Source organism: Diaphorobacter sp. J5-51 (assembly GCF_001023515.1).
In the GTDB taxonomy this organism is placed as follows: Bacteria; Pseudomonadota; Gammaproteobacteria; order Burkholderiales; family Burkholderiaceae_C; genus Diaphorobacter; species Diaphorobacter nitroreducens.
The window spans coordinates 46,648-59,648 of sequence record NZ_JSYI01000047.1; the positions used below are offsets into that span (position 1 = coordinate 46,648).

14 protein-coding genes are annotated in these 13,001 nt (G+C 68.6%); 12 read left to right on the forward strand and 2 right to left on the reverse strand.

The features are described 5' to 3' along the window. Nucleotides 1–109 precede the first annotated feature (109 nt). The 8 genes from OX89_RS07050 (at nucleotide 110) to gmhB (ending at nucleotide 9,249) form a co-directional block, all read left to right on the forward strand. Entirely contained in the window at nucleotides 110–838 is a 729-nt protein-coding gene (locus OX89_RS07050; RefSeq protein ID WP_047350075.1) for a GNAT family N-acetyltransferase, read from the forward strand. A gap of 93 nt (nucleotides 839–931) precedes the next feature. Continuing rightward, nucleotides 932–1,810 (forward strand): HlyC/CorC family transporter, encoded by an 879-nt coding sequence (locus OX89_RS07055; protein WP_041835866.1) that lies wholly within the window; start codon nucleotides 932–934, stop codon nucleotides 1,808–1,810. Beyond that, entirely contained in the window at nucleotides 1,810–3,408 is a 1,599-nt protein-coding gene (lnt, locus tag OX89_RS07060) for an apolipoprotein N-acyltransferase (RefSeq protein WP_047350076.1), read from the forward strand. Before OX89_RS07055 ends, lnt begins: the two co-directional genes overlap by 1 nt. A gap of 183 nt (nucleotides 3,409–3,591) precedes the next feature. Continuing rightward, a complete protein-coding gene (gene fabA, locus OX89_RS07065; protein ID WP_047350077.1) occupies nucleotides 3,592–4,116 on the forward strand; it encodes a 3-hydroxyacyl-[acyl-carrier-protein] dehydratase FabA in 525 nt (174 codons plus the stop codon). Beyond that, nucleotides 4,113–5,336, forward strand: coding sequence for a beta-ketoacyl-ACP synthase I (fabB, locus tag OX89_RS07070; protein ID WP_047350078.1), 1,224 nt, complete (start codon nucleotides 4,113–4,115; stop codon nucleotides 5,334–5,336). Before fabA ends, fabB begins: the two co-directional genes overlap by 4 nt. 106 nt (nucleotides 5,337–5,442) lie before the next feature. Then, on the forward strand, nucleotides 5,443–6,396 hold the full coding sequence (gene glyQ / locus OX89_RS07075) for a glycine--tRNA ligase subunit alpha (RefSeq protein ID WP_011803986.1): 954 nt from the start codon (nucleotides 5,443–5,445) through the stop codon (nucleotides 6,394–6,396). A 30-nt stretch (nucleotides 6,397–6,426) separates the two neighbouring features. Beyond that, a complete protein-coding gene (gene glyS, locus OX89_RS07080; RefSeq protein WP_047350079.1) occupies nucleotides 6,427–8,589 on the forward strand; it encodes a glycine--tRNA ligase subunit beta in 2,163 nt (720 codons plus the stop codon). 84 nt (nucleotides 8,590–8,673) lie between these two features. Beyond that, entirely contained in the window at nucleotides 8,674–9,249 is a 576-nt protein-coding gene (gene gmhB, locus OX89_RS07085; RefSeq protein WP_012655568.1) for a D-glycero-beta-D-manno-heptose 1,7-bisphosphate 7-phosphatase, read from the forward strand. Here the strand turns inward: gmhB and OX89_RS19365 are convergent. Beyond that, nucleotides 9,206–9,346 carry a DUF1010 domain-containing protein gene (locus OX89_RS19365; RefSeq protein WP_353848839.1) on the reverse strand — a complete coding sequence of 47 codons (141 nt, stop codon included), beginning with the start codon at nucleotides 9,344–9,346 and terminating at the stop codon, nucleotides 9,206–9,208. The genes gmhB and OX89_RS19365 overlap by 44 nt on opposite strands. Here OX89_RS19365 and OX89_RS07090 point away from each other — a divergent pair. From OX89_RS07090 to OX89_RS07100, 3 genes are read left to right on the forward strand one after another with little or no spacing between them, the layout of a single operon-like run. Beyond that, on the forward strand, nucleotides 9,327–10,076 hold the full coding sequence (locus tag OX89_RS07090) for a 1-acyl-sn-glycerol-3-phosphate acyltransferase (RefSeq protein ID WP_047350080.1): 750 nt from the start codon (nucleotides 9,327–9,329) through the stop codon (nucleotides 10,074–10,076). The genes OX89_RS19365 and OX89_RS07090 overlap by 20 nt on opposite strands. A gap of 1 nt (nucleotide 10,077) precedes the next feature. Continuing rightward, complete coding sequence (locus OX89_RS07095) at nucleotides 10,078–10,998, forward strand: M48 family metallopeptidase (protein WP_047350081.1); 921 nt, start codon at nucleotides 10,078–10,080, stop codon at nucleotides 10,996–10,998. A 29-nt stretch (nucleotides 10,999–11,027) separates the two neighbouring features. Continuing rightward, nucleotides 11,028–11,477, forward strand: a complete 450-nt coding sequence (locus tag OX89_RS07100; protein WP_012655571.1) for a rhodanese-like domain-containing protein — start codon at nucleotides 11,028–11,030, stop codon at nucleotides 11,475–11,477. Nucleotides 11,478–11,570: 93 nt separating this feature from the next. On the opposite strand, the gene lysM is transcribed toward OX89_RS07100, so the two are convergent. After that, nucleotides 11,571–12,059 (reverse strand): peptidoglycan-binding protein LysM, encoded by a 489-nt coding sequence (lysM, locus tag OX89_RS07105; protein ID WP_047350082.1) that lies wholly within the window; start codon nucleotides 12,057–12,059, stop codon nucleotides 11,571–11,573. 155 nt (nucleotides 12,060–12,214) lie between these two features. Between lysM and OX89_RS07110 the strand changes: the two genes are divergently transcribed. Then, the gene (locus tag OX89_RS07110; protein ID WP_047350083.1) at nucleotides 12,215–12,991 is read left to right on the forward strand and encodes a type III pantothenate kinase; all 777 of its coding nucleotides are present in this window, start codon (nucleotides 12,215–12,217) and stop codon (nucleotides 12,989–12,991) included. The last annotated feature ends 10 nt before the right edge of the window (nucleotides 12,992–13,001 follow it).

Genomic DNA, 13,001 nt, shown 5'->3' on the forward strand with positions numbered 1-13,001 from the left:
TAAGGGCTAGAGGCCATTTTTCCCTTGGATCTGATTTCCCCCACTTTTTTGTTGCATTGCAGCATATGCGCCCCAGATTCCTAGGGAAAACCCTAGAATCGGCCGCATCATGCTTTCAACCAAAGACTGGCTTCGCGCTTCCTGGAATGCAGGGCGACAAATGCTGCGCCCCGCCGCCGGGGGACGCTTCCACCGAGGTTTTGCCATGAACACTGTGATGGTGCCCATCCGTTCGCTCGGCCCGCAGCACCGCGAGCGCATTGCCGCCCACCTGCTGCGCCTGGAGCCGCGCGACCGCTACCTGCGCTTTGGCTACGCCGCCAACGACGACCAGGTGCGCCGCTACGCCGAGTTGCTGGACTTCTCGCGCGACGAGGTATTCGGCATCTTCAACCGCCGCCTGGAGTTGATCGCCATGGCCCATGTGGCGTTTGCGCCATCGGGCGAGTACGAAAGCTGCGCCGAGTTCGGCGTCTCGGTCTCGGCCACGGCGCGCGGGCGCGGCTACGGCGCGCGGCTGTTCGAGCGCGCGGTGATGCTGGCGCGCAACCGCGGCGTGAGCATGATGTTCATCCACGCGCTCACCGAGAACACGGCCATGCTCAAGATCGCGCGCAATGCCGGCGCCACGGTGCGCCGCGACGGATCCGAGTCCGAGGCGTACTTGCAGCTGCCGCCCGCGCGCTTGGACACGCGCGTGTCCGAGATCATGGCCGAGCATTTCGGCGAAGTGGACTACCAGCTCAAGAAGCAGGCGCGGCAGTTCTGGCGCTTCCTGGCCGACCTGCAGGAAATCCGCCAGGGCGTGCGCGACGGCCGCCACCAGGCCGCCGAGTAGGCAGGCGCGCCCCCGGCGTGCCCCGCGGGTGCGCGGGGCGATCCGCTATCCTTGGGGGCTGATCCACTCCCTGCACAACCTGCACCCGTCCCCGTGTCCGACCCCCACCCTGCGCGCGCCTCCGACAAGGAGGACAAGCGCACGTTCCTGCAGCGCCTCGTCGAGTTCATCAACCCCGGGCCGGACTCGACGGCCGAGCTCATCGCCACGCTGGCCGAGGCCGAGGACAACGACGTCATCAACGCCGATGCGCGGGTGATGCTGGAGCGCGTGCTGCGCATGGCCGAGATGACCGCGGGCGACGTGCTGGTGCCCGCGCCACGCATGGACATGCTGGACATCGACGCGCCGGTGGACGAGCTCATGCACCAGGTGCTGCACACCGCGCACTCGCGCTTTCCGGTGTACCAGGGCGAGCGCGACAACATCATCGGCATCCTGCTGGCCAAGGATCTGCTCAAGCTCTGGCGCTCGCCGGGGCTGAACGTGCGCACGCTGGTGCGCCCGGCGCTGTTCGTGCCCGAGAGCAAGGGCCTGCATGACCTGGGGCGTGAGTTTCGCAACACGCGCAACCACATGGCCATCGCCATCGACGAGTTCGGCCGCATCGCCGGTCTGGTGACGTTCGAGGACGTGATCGAGCAGATCGTGGGCGAGATCGAGGACGAGTTCGATATCCCCGAGGACGAGGGCGACATCTTCGGCCTGGCCGACCGTACCTTCCGCGTCAGCGGCGACACGCCCGTGGAGCGCGTGGCCGAGGCCTTCGGCGTGGCGCTGCAGGGCAGCGACCCCGATGAGAGCTTTGACACCATCGGCGGCCTGATCGCGCACGAGCTGGGCCGCATGCCGCGCAAGGGAGAGTCCGTGGTGCTCGGCGGCCTGCAGTTTGTGGTGATGCACACCAAGGGCGGGTCGGTGCGCTGGTTCAAGGTCGCACCGGCGGCGGCCACGCCCGAGTCCGAACGCTGATGGCCGTCGCACCGCCCCTGGCCGCGCACGCACCGCGCCGCGGCCCGTTGCCCTGGGTGCTGGCACTGGTGGCCGGGCTGGCGCAGGCCGCATCGCTGGCCTGGCCCTGGGGCGGGCAGCCGCTGTGGTGGCTGCAGATCCTGTCGCTGGCCTTGTGGGCGCATGTGCTGCTGGGCGCCGGCGGTACGCGCCGGGCCGGCCTGCTGGGCTGGGTGTTCGCCACGGCGTGGCTCGCGGGTACGTTCTGGTGGCTGTTCATCTCCATGCACACGTATGGGGGACTGGCCGCGCCGCTGGCCGTGCTGGCGGTGCTGGGGCTGGCGGCGTTCCTCGGCAGTTATTACGCAGCGGTTTCTGCATGTTTTTGGGCTCTAGCGCCCGTCCATAGAGCGCTGGCAGCTATCGTTTTTGCTGCGCTGTGGTTGTTGGCGGAACTGGCACGCGGCCAATGGTGGACCGGCTTTCCGTGGGGCGCAGGCGGCTACGCGCATGTGCAGGGGCCCCTGGCCGCGCTGGCGCGCAGCGTGGGCGTGTACGGCATCGGTGCCGCGGCGGCGCTCTTGGCCATGTTGCTGGCGCAGGCGCGCCGCGCCGACCTGCGCAACGCACGTGCCTGGGCGCTGGTCCTGGCGCTCACGGCCGTGGGGGCAGGGGCCGCCTGGCAGCGCCACTGCGCCGTGGAGGGCTGCGGTGCGCCGCCACCCGTGCATGCGCCCCTGTCGCTGGCGCTGCTGCAGGGCAACATCCCGCAGGACGAGAAGTTCCAGCCCGGCAGTGGCGTGCCGATGGCGCTGCAGTGGTATTACGACCAGATCCACGCGGCCAAGGCCAGCCTGGTGGTGGCGCCCGAGACGGCCGTCCCCCTGTTGCCGCAGCAGCTGGTGCCCGGCTATTTGGAGGGCATGGCCGAGCGCTATGCCGCGGGCGGCCAGGCGCTGCTGCTGGGCATCCCGCTGGGCAGCCTGGAAGAGGGCTATACCAACTCGGTGCTGGGCTTTGCGCCAGAGCAGCCGCAGCCCTACCGCTACGACAAGCACCACCTGGTGCCGTTCGGCGAGTTCATCCCGCCGTTCTTCCGCTGGTTCACCGAGATGATGAACATCCCCCTGGGCGACTTCAACCGCGGCGCGGTGGGTCAGCCGTCGCTGGCGTGGGCCGGCGAGCGCATAGCGCCCAATATCTGCTACGAGGACTTGTTCGGCGAGGAAATCGGCGTGCGCTTTCTCGACCCGGCGAGCAGCCCCACCATCCTCGTGAACCTGAGCAACATCGGCTGGTTCGGCAACACCGTGGCGGTGGACCAGCACCTGGCCATCAGCCGTCTGCGCGCGCTGGAGTTCGAGCGTCCCATGGTGCGTGCCACCAACACCGGCGCCACGGCGGTGATCGACCACCGCGGGCAGGTCACGCACCGCATGCCGGCCTATCAGCGCGGCGTGCTGCGCGCCCAGGTGCAGGGGCGTGGTGGCGCCGCCACGCCATACGCCCGGTGGGTGGCGCGCTGGGGGCTTTGGCCCCTGTGGGCGCTCGGGTTTGCAGTGGCGGGGCTGGCCTGGTGCCTGCGCGGGCGCACAGGGCGGGCGCGGGCTGGAAATTGATCCAGATCATCCCGGCGCGGTAGCCAGCGGGCTTTCCCGGGGCACGGTTACAGGCCAGAGCGCGCGCGAGCCTGGATAATAGAGGGCCTTCGCCGCCCGTGGCCGCGGGCCGCGCGCTGATTCTTTTGCATCAACGACAACCACCTACCGCGACGGCACGGGCCGTCTGGAGCACGATTGACAATGGCTGATTCCTTCTCGTACGAACAACTCATCGCCTCGGGCGAGGGCCGGTTGTTCGGTCCGGACAGCGGGCGCCTGCCCCTGCCCCCCATGCTGATGTTCGATCGCATCACGCACATCGACACCGACGGCGGCGCGCATGGCCTGGGAAGGATCGTGGCCGAACTCGACGTCAAGCCCGACCTGTGGTTCTTCGCCTGCCATTTCCAGGGTGACCCGGTCATGCCCGGCTGCCTGGGGCTGGATGCCATGTGGCAGCTCATCGGCTTCTATCTCACCTGGCTGCGCCTGCCGGGCCGTGGCCGCGCGCTGGGCGCGGGCGAGGTCAAGTTCACCGGCGAGGTGGGCCCGGACGTAAAGCTCGTGACCTACGAAATCGACCTCAAGCGCGTCATCAAGCGCAAACTCAACATGGCCATCGGCGATGCACGCCTGCTGGCCGACGGCAAGGAAATCTACGTGGCCAACGACCTGCGCGTGGGTCTGTTCCTGCGCGAAGGCGACGCACAGGGAAGCGCAGCATGACCAAGAAACGGGTGGTGATCACGGGCGCGGGCATCGTCTCGTGCATTGGCAACGATCTGCAGACCGTGGAGGAGGCGCTGCGCGCCAGCCGCTCCGGCATCAAGGCCGTGCCCCAGTTCACCGAGCTGGGCCTGCGCAGCCAGGTGGGGGGCGTGCCTGAGATCGACGTCGAGGCGCGCATCGACCGCAAGCAGCTGCGCTTCATGGGCGACGCCGCGGCCTATGCGCAGATTGCCCTGGAAGACGCCATCCAGCAGGCCGGCCTCACCCCCGAACAGGTCAGCCACCCGCGTACCGGCCTCATCATGGGCTCGGGCGGCGGATCTCCCGCCAACCAGATCGAGGCGGCCGACACGCTGCGCGAAAAGGGCATCCGCCGCGTGGGACCCTACCAGGTCACGCGCTGCATGAGCTCCACCGTCTCGGCGTGCCTTGCGACCAACTTCAAGGTCAAGGGCATCAACTATTCCATTACCTCGGCCTGCTCCACCTCGGCGCACTGCATCGGCGCCGCTGCGCAGCAGATCGCCTGGGGCCTGCAGGACGTGATGTTCGCCGGCGGCGGCGAAGAGCTGTCCTGGGGCATGTCGCTGCTGTTCGACGGCATGGGCGCCATGTCCAGCAAGTACAACGCCACGCCCGAGAAGGCCTCGCGCGCCTATGACGCCAACCGCGACGGCTTCGTGATCGCCGGCGGCGGCGGTGCCGTGGTGCTGGAAAGCCTGGAGCATGCACTGGCACGCGGCGCCACCATCCTGGGTGAGGTCGTGGGCTTTGGCGCCACGAGCGACGGCGAAGATATGGTGGCCCCGTCGGGCGACGGCGCCATCGCCTGCATGCAGCAGGCCATGGAAGGACTGGGCGCGCCCATCGACTACATCAACACCCACGGCACCTCCACGCCTGTGGGCGACATGCAGGAGGTGCGTGCCATGCAGGCGGTGTTCGGCGAGGCCGTGCCGCCGTTCTCCAGCACCAAGTCGCTCACCGGCCATTCGCTGGGCGCCACCGGCGTGCAGGAAGCGATCTACTGCCTGATCATGCTGAACAAGGGCTTCATCGCCGGTTCGGCCAACGTGGAGACACCCGACCCGCTGCTGGGCTCCATGCCGCTGGTGACCCACACGCGCGACGCGCAGTTGACCCACGTGCTGTCCAACAGCTTCGGCTTTGGCGGCACCAACGCCAGCCTGGTGCTGCGCCGCTGGCAAGGCCAGTGACGGCCTCGGGCCAGGTACGACGGGGGCTGCGGCCCCCGTTTTGCTTGGACGCCTAAAATTGCCGGTTCGCGCGTGCGAGCGCGCCCGCTCTCTCAGACACACAGCCATGCTGACATTCCAACAAATCATCCTCAAACTGCAGTCCTACTGGGCCGACCAGGGTTGCGCACTCTTGCAGCCCTATGACATGGAAGTGGGCGCCGGTACGTCGCATACAGCTACGTTTTTGAGAGCTCTGGGCCCGGAGCCCTGGAAGGCCGCCTACGTGCAGCCCAGCCGCCGCCCCAAGGACGGCCGCTATGGCGAGAACCCCAACCGCCTGCAGCATTACTACCAGTACCAGGTGGTGCTCAAGCCCGCGCCCGACAACATCCTGGAGCTGTACCTGGGCTCGCTCGAAGCCCTGGGCTTTGACCTCAAGAAGAACGACATCCGCTTCGTCGAGGACGACTGGGAGAACCCCACGCTGGGCGCCTGGGGCCTGGGCTGGGAGGTGTGGCTCAACGGCATGGAGGTGACGCAGTTCACCTATTTCCAGCAGGTCGGCGGCATCGACTGCAAGCCCGCCACGGGCGAGATCACTTACGGCCTGGAGCGCCTGGCCATGTACCTGCAGGGCGTGGACAACGTCTACAACCTGACCTGGACCGAGGGCCCGAATGGCGCGAAATTGACCTATGGCGACGTGTACCACCAGAACGAGGTGGAGCAGTCCACCTACAACTTCGAGCATTCCGACGCCGAGTTTCTCTTCACCGCCTTCGGCGCCCATGAGAAGCAGGCCAACCACCTGATGGGCGAGCAGCTCGCGCTGCCGGCCTACGAGCAGGTGCTCAAGGCGGCGCACACGTTCAACCTGCTGGATGCGCGCGGGGCGATCTCCGTGACCGAGCGCGCCGCCTACATCGGCCGCATCCGCAACCTGGCGCGCGCCGTAGCCAAGGCCTACCTGGACAGCCGTGCGCGCCTGGGCTTCCCCATGGCGCCCAAGGCGCATGCCGACGAGGTGCTGGCCGAGCTGGCCAAGGCCGCGGAACAACAGAACAAGAAGGCCGCCTGAGCGCACGCGCCGCGCAGCGAGAAACACACCATGAATCACCAGAATCTTCTTGTCGAACTGTTTGTCGAAGAACTGCCCCCGAAGGCGTTGCAAAAGCTCGGCGATGCCTTCGCGGGCGTGCTGCTGGAGCAACTGCAGGCGCAGGGCCTGACCTCGGCACATTCGCAGCTCACCGCCTTTGCCTCGCCGCGCCGGCTGGCGGCGCACATCACCGAAGTGCTGCCCGCCGCGGCCGACAAGGCGGTGTCGCAAAAGCTCATGCCCGTGGCCGTGGGTCTGGATGCGAGCGGCCAGCCCACGCCGGCGCTGCTCAAGAAGCTGACCGCGCTGGGCGCCGACGCCGCCAGCGTGCCGCAGCTCAAGCGCGTGCACGACGGCAAGGCCGAGGTGCTGTTCTTTGAAAGCATGGCCAAGGGCGCGCTGCTGGCCGACGGCCTGCAGAAGGCGCTGGACGAAGCCATTGCCAAGCTGCCGATCCCGAAGGTGATGCGCTACCAGCTGCAGGACGGCTGGACCAGCGTGCATTTCGTGCGCCCGGCGCACGGCCTGGTGGCGCTGCATGGCAGCGAGGTGCTGGTGGGCGTGCAGGCCCTGGGCCTGACGGCCGGCAACACCACGCACGGCCACCGCTTCGAGGCCTCCGTGGACCCGGTCGTGATCCAGAGCGCCGACAGCTACGCCGAGCAACTGCGCAGCGAAGGCGCGGTGATTGCTAGCTTTGCCGAGCGCCGCGCCGAGATCGCGCGCCAGCTGCAGGCGGCCGCCGACCGTGTAGGCGGTGGCGTGCGGCCGATCGAAGACGCCGCCCTGCTGGACGAAGTGACGGCGCTGGTCGAGCGCCCCAACGTGCTGGTCTGCGAATTCGAGAAGGAGTTCCTCGCCGTGCCGCAGGAGTGCCTGATCCTCACCATGAAGGCCAACCAGAAGTACTTCCCGCTGCTGGATGCCGAGGGCAAGCTCACCCACCAGTTCCTGGTGGTGAGCAACATCAGCCCGCAGGACGCCAGCGCCGTCATCCAGGGCAACGAGCGCGTGGTGCGCCCGCGCCTGGCGGATGCCAAGTTTTTCTTCGATCAGGACCGCAAGAAGACCCTGGTCAGCCGCGTGGACCAGCTGGCCAAGGTGGTCTACCACAACAAGCTGGGCACGCAGGGCGAACGTGTGGAGCGGGTGCGCCATATCGCCAAGGCCATCGCCACGCAGCTGTTCACGGCGCTTGCGCAAGGCAACGCGGCGCTGGACTCCCAGGAAGGCGAGATCGCGCAGGACTATCTGCTGACCTGCGTGGACAACGCCGCGCTGCTGGCCAAGGCCGACCTGGTCACCGACATGGTGGGCGAGTTCCCCGAGCTGCAGGGCATCATGGGCGGCTACTACGCGGTGAGCGACGGCCTGCCCGACGAGGTGGCGCACGCCATCGAGGACCATTACAAGCCGCGCTTTGCCGGCGACGCGCTGCCGCGCGAGAACGTGGGCGTGGTCGTCGCGCTGGCCGACAAGCTGGAGACGCTGGTGGGCATGTTCGGCATTGGCAACCTGCCCACGGGCGACCGCGACCCGTTTGCGCTGCGCCGCCATGCGCTGGGCGTGATCCGCATGCTGGTCGAGAAGGAGCTGCCGCTGGATCTGGATGCGCTGCTGGCCAGCGCCGTGCCGGCTTTCGGCGATAAGATCGAGGACACCAGCGCCCAGTTGGCCGACTTCATCTACGACCGCCTGGCTGGCTCCCTGCGCGAGCAGGGCTACAGCGCCCAGGAGGTGGACGCCGTCATCGCCCTGCGCCCGCAGCGCCTGGCCCTGGTGCCCCGCCAGTTGGAGGCCGTGCGTGCTTTCACCCAACTGGAAGAAGCGCCCGCGCTGGCCGCTGCCAACAAGCGCGTGACCAACATCCTGAAGAAGGCCGGCGAGGTGGATCCGCACGTGAATGAGGAACTGCTGCAAGAGCCCGCCGAGAAGGACCTGTACGCCGCGCTGCAGCGCTTCGTGCCCGAGGCCAACGCCCAGTTCGACAGCGGCGACTACACCGCCAGCCTGCAAACCCTGGCCGTGCTGCGCGCGCCCGTGGACGCGTTCTTCGACGACGTGATGGTCAATGCCGAGGAACTGGCGTTGCGCCTGAACCGCCAGGGCCTGCTCAAGAAGCTGCACATGGCGATGAACCGCGTGGCCGACCTCTCGCGCCTGGCGGTGTGACCGTGCGCGGCTGTGGGGCCTGGACCGTTACGCCGGTGACGGCGGACGCGGGCGGCGCGGCAGCGTTGCTTTGATAATCGCGCCATGAAACTCGCCATCCTGGACCGAGACGGAACGCTCAACGCGCTGGGCGATGGCTTCATCGCTTCGCCCGACGAATGGGTGCCGGTGCCTGGCGCGCTGGAGGCCGTGGCGCGGCTGAACCACGCGGGCTGGCATGTGGTGGTGGCCACCAACCAGCCGGGCCTGGGCCGCGGCCTCTTCGATGCGCAGACCCTGGTGGCCATCCACGCGAAGATGCACCGGCAGCTGGCCACGCTGGGTGGGCGCATCGACGCGGTGTTCTACTGCCCTCACACCGAGAGCGAGCAATGCCACTGCCGCAAGCCCGCTCCGGGCCTGATGGAGCAGATCCGCGATCGCTACGGCGCGGAGGGGCAGGAGATTCTGGTGGCGGGCAGCAGTGCGGCCCACCTGCAGGCGGCGAGCGAGCTGGGCGCGCAACTGCACATGGTCTGCACCGGTCGCTCGGCCCACCTGGACCCGCGCCAGAGCCTGCCGCCCGGCTGGCCCGCCGGCACGCGCGCCCATGCCAGCCTGGGCGCGCTGGCGGATTTCATCGCCCCGCAGAACGGCGCCAGCCTGCCCGTGGCCCTGTGATGCGAAGACTATTGAATTGATAGCTGCTGGCGCTTACTACATGGGCGCTAGAGGCCAAAAACACTGAAAACTGCTTCATGGCACTGATCCGCTCCATTCTTCATCTGCTGGTGATGGTCGTCACCGTAGTCCCCTACACCCTGGGCATCCTGCTGGTGCGTGTGCTGGGCGGCAGCCCGGCGGCGCGCTACCGCGTGGCGCGCGCCTGGCTGAAGCTGTGCATCGATTCGGCGCGCTGGCTGCTGGGCATCCGCACGCAGATCACCGGCATGGAGCACCTGCCCCAGGGCGAGCAGCAGGGCGCGGTGCTGCTGGTCAAGCACCAGTCCACCTACGAGACCTTCCTGATGCCGGCCATCATGCCGCACCCCCTCGCCTATGTGTTCAAGAAGGAACTGCTTTCCGTGCCGTTCTTCGGCTGGTCCATCGGCAGCCTGGACATGATCCACATCGACCGCGGCCAGCGCGCCCGCGCCTTCGCCAAGGTGCTGCAGCAAGGCCGCCGCCTGTTGGCCAAGGGCACCTGGGTCATCATGTTTCCCGAGGGCACGCGCACGGAACGCGGCGCCAAGGGCGAGTACAAGAGCGGCGGCACGCGCCTGGCCATCGACGCCGGCGTGCCCGTGGTTCCGATCGCCGTGACCTCGGCCACGGTCTGGCCGCGCAAGGCCTTCATCAAGCGCCCGGGGGTGGTGCACGTGTCCGTCGGCCGGCCCATCCCCACCGAGGGGCGCAAGCCTGACGAGCTGATGCGCGAGGTCGAGGCCTGGATCGAGGGCGAGATGCGCCGCCTGGACCCCGACGCCTACCCCCCCGCCGCCGGCTGACATGCAGCGGTTAGTGCAGCTGGCACTGGACTTCCTGGGCGGCGGGAGCAGCCCGGATTCCGGGGTGCCACAGCCGAAACGGGCGATAGCGCCCGTCCAGCAAGCGCCAGAAGCTTCTTTATTAGTAGCGCCAGCGCCACCGCTGGGCGATCTGCTCACGCCCGCCGTGTTCCGCCACCCGGAGGCCAGCCGCGAGGTGCTGCTGGGCGACGCGGTGGTGGCCTATGCGCTGCAGCGTGCGCGCCGGCGTTCCATCGGCTTCACCGTGGGGCCCGAAGGCCTGTCCGTGCGCGCGCCCTCCTGGGTCACGCTGGCGGGCGTGGATGCCGCGCTGCGCGACAAGGCGCCGTGGATCCTGCGCAAGCTTGGCGAGCAGCAGGCGCGCCGCCAGCAGGAAGAGCGTGCGCGCATCGTCTGGGGCGACGGCGCCGTGCTGCCCTACCTGGGCGAGCCGCTCACCGTGGTGCTGGACCCCACGCACGGCTTCGCCGCGCGCGGTGGAGCGCTTGAGGAGCAGGGCGGCGCAACCGGTCGCGCGCTGCGCATCGCCCTGGCGCGCAGCGCCGCGCCCGCCCAGGTGCGCGACGCGGTGCAGGCCTGGCTGATGCGCGATGCGCGCCGCTGCTTCACCGAGCGGCTGCACCACTTCGCGCCGCTGCTGGATGTGCGCTGGACGCGGCTGCGCCTGTCCAGCGCCAACACCCGCTGGGGCAGCGCGCGGGCCGACGGCTCCATCCGGCTGAACTGGCGGCTCATGCACTACCGCCCGGCCATCATCGACTACGTGGTCGCGCACGAGCTGTCGCACCTGCGCGTGATGGACCACAGCCCGCGCTTCTGGGACACCGTGGCCACCGTGGTGCCCGACTACGCCGCGCTGCGCCGCAGCCTGCGCGAGCAGCCCGCGCCGCCCTGGGACTGATGGGCGCGCGGCGGCCATGGTCTGCCAGAATGGCCGCCATGAACACGCCCACGCCCGACCTCCACGCTTCTGAGCAACCCCTGCCCGCCGAGGGCTACGCCGGCGACGTGAGCCCGCCGCTGGCGTGGCAATGGGTGCGCGCCGGCCAGGCGGTGCTGGTGGACGTGCGCACCGATGCCGAGCGCGACTGGGTGGGCTTCGTGCCCGGCGCCGTGGCCGCGGCCTGGAAGCAATGGCCCGGCATGCAGCCCAATGCCGATTTTGACGCGCAGTTGCGCGCGGCGGTGCCGCCCGGTGGCACGGCGGTGCTGCTGTGCCGCAGCGGCGTGCGCTCGGTGGCTGCGGCGCGCCGTGCGACCGAGCTGGGCATCAAGGCCTACAACATCCTGGAAGGCTTCGAGGGTGAGCCGGACGAGAACGGCCAGCGCAACCGGCGCAGCGGCTGGCGCTTTCGCGGCCTGCCGTGGCGGCAGGGCTGAGCGGATTGCTGCAGTTTTTTGCTCTCAAAAAAATAGCTGCCAGCGCTTGATGTGCAAGCGCTGGCAGCCGTTTTGGCTTGAGATTGCCGGGGCTTACTTGGCCAGCGGTGGAATGCGCAGCTTCTGGCCGGGGTAGATCTTGTCGGGGTGGGTCAGCATGGGCTTGTTGGCCTCGAAGATCACCGGGTACTTGTTGGCGTCGCCATAGAACTTCTTGGCGATGGCGCTCAGCGTGTCGCCGCGCACCACGTCGTGGTACTGCGCTTCGGGCTCGGGGTTGGTCACGCTCATCTGGTTGTCCACGCTGGTTACGCTGGCCACGTTGCCGCAGCACAGGGTGACCTTTTCCTTCGCCGCCTGCGTAGGTGCGGTGCCCTTCACCGTCACCTTGCCCTCGGGGCCTTCGAAGTGGACTTGCACGTCGCTCACGCCCAGGTTCTGCGACGCGATGTAGGCCTCGATCGCCTTGCCCGCCTTGTCGTTGAGCTCGGCCTGCGTGGGCGCGGCAGCTGTGGAAGCCTGCGCGTCCTTGCCGCCAAACAGCTTCTCGCCGGCTTCCTTGATGAAACTGAAAAGACCCATGGCTTTCTCTCCTTCTGGGGGTTGCAGAAACGGTCGGGACCACTATAGCCGTACTGTCCGGCACCGCCATGTCGGAAAAACGCCCGCGCCGGCGGCCGCGCGTGCATTTACGGCGCTCTGCGGGAGGCAAAGGCAAAAAACGGATAATCCGCGCCATGACTTTCCTGGCCATCGACGCGGGCAACACCCGTCTCAAGTGGGCGTTGTTCGACGCAGCGCAGCCCGGTGCCGGCCTGCTGGCCCATGGCGCTGAATTCCTGGACCATATCGAACGTCTGGCCGAGGGCCCGTGGTCCCACCTGCCTGCGCCCCGGCATATGCTGGGCTGCGTGGTGGCGGGCGACGCGGTCAAGCGCCGCGTGGCCGAGCAGATGGAGCTGTGGGATGTGCCCGCGCGCTGGGTGGTGCCGTCGGCGCAGGAAGCCGGCGTCATCAACGGCTACGACCATCCCACCCGCCTGGGCGCGGACCGCTGGGTGGCCATGATCGGTGCGCGCCACCGCCTGCTGGCCCAGGGGCCCGCGCGGCCGCTGATCGTGGTGATGGTGGGCACCGCCGTGACGGTGGAGGCCCTGGACGCGGAGGGCCGCTTCCTGGGCGGCCTGATCCTGCCCGGCCACGGCATTATGCTGCGCGCGCTGGAGTCCGGCACCGCGGGGCTGCACGTGCCCACGGGCGAGGTGCGCCTGTTCCCATCCAACACCAGCGATGCGCTGACCAGCGGCGGCACCTATGCCATTGCCGGCGCGGTGGAGCGCATGTACCAGCACCTGCGGCAGCACTGCGGGCAGGAACCCGCCTGCATGATGACCGGCGGTGCGGGCTGGAAGATGGCGCCAAGCATGACGCGCCCGTTCGAGTTGGTGGAAAACCTGATTTTTGACGGCCTGCTGGAGATCGCGGCGCGCCGGTTTGCCGAGCTGCCGGCCTGACACGGCCCGC

Bases quoted from the DNA above. Each gene is read 5' to 3' on its own strand.
- OX89_RS07050 (WP_047350075.1), top strand. From the start codon at position 110: ATGCTTTCAACCAAAGACTGGCTTCGCGCTTCCTGGAATGCAGGGCGA.
- lnt (WP_047350076.1), top strand. From the start codon at position 1,810: ATGGCCGTCGCACCGCCCCTGGCCGCGCACGCACCGCGCCGCGGCCCG.
- fabA (WP_047350077.1), top strand. From the start codon at position 3,592: ATGGCTGATTCCTTCTCGTACGAACAACTCATCGCCTCGGGCGAGGGC.
- fabB (WP_047350078.1), top strand. From the start codon at position 4,113: ATGACCAAGAAACGGGTGGTGATCACGGGCGCGGGCATCGTCTCGTGC.
- glyQ (WP_011803986.1), top strand. From the start codon at position 5,443: ATGCTGACATTCCAACAAATCATCCTCAAACTGCAGTCCTACTGGGCC.
- glyS (WP_047350079.1), top strand. From the start codon at position 6,427: ATGAATCACCAGAATCTTCTTGTCGAACTGTTTGTCGAAGAACTGCCC.
- gmhB (WP_012655568.1), top strand. From the start codon at position 8,674: ATGAAACTCGCCATCCTGGACCGAGACGGAACGCTCAACGCGCTGGGC.
- OX89_RS07090 (WP_047350080.1), top strand. From the start codon at position 9,327: ATGGCACTGATCCGCTCCATTCTTCATCTGCTGGTGATGGTCGTCACC.
- OX89_RS19365 (WP_353848839.1), bottom strand. From the start codon at position 9,346: ATGGAGCGGATCAGTGCCATGAAGCAGTTTTCAGTGTTTTTGGCCTCT.
- OX89_RS07095 (WP_047350081.1), top strand. From the start codon at position 10,078: ATGCAGCGGTTAGTGCAGCTGGCACTGGACTTCCTGGGCGGCGGGAGC.
- OX89_RS07100 (WP_012655571.1), top strand. From the start codon at position 11,028: ATGGCCGCCATGAACACGCCCACGCCCGACCTCCACGCTTCTGAGCAA.
- lysM (WP_047350082.1), bottom strand. From the start codon at position 12,059: ATGGGTCTTTTCAGTTTCATCAAGGAAGCCGGCGAGAAGCTGTTTGGC.
- OX89_RS07110 (WP_047350083.1), top strand. From the start codon at position 12,215: ATGACTTTCCTGGCCATCGACGCGGGCAACACCCGTCTCAAGTGGGCG.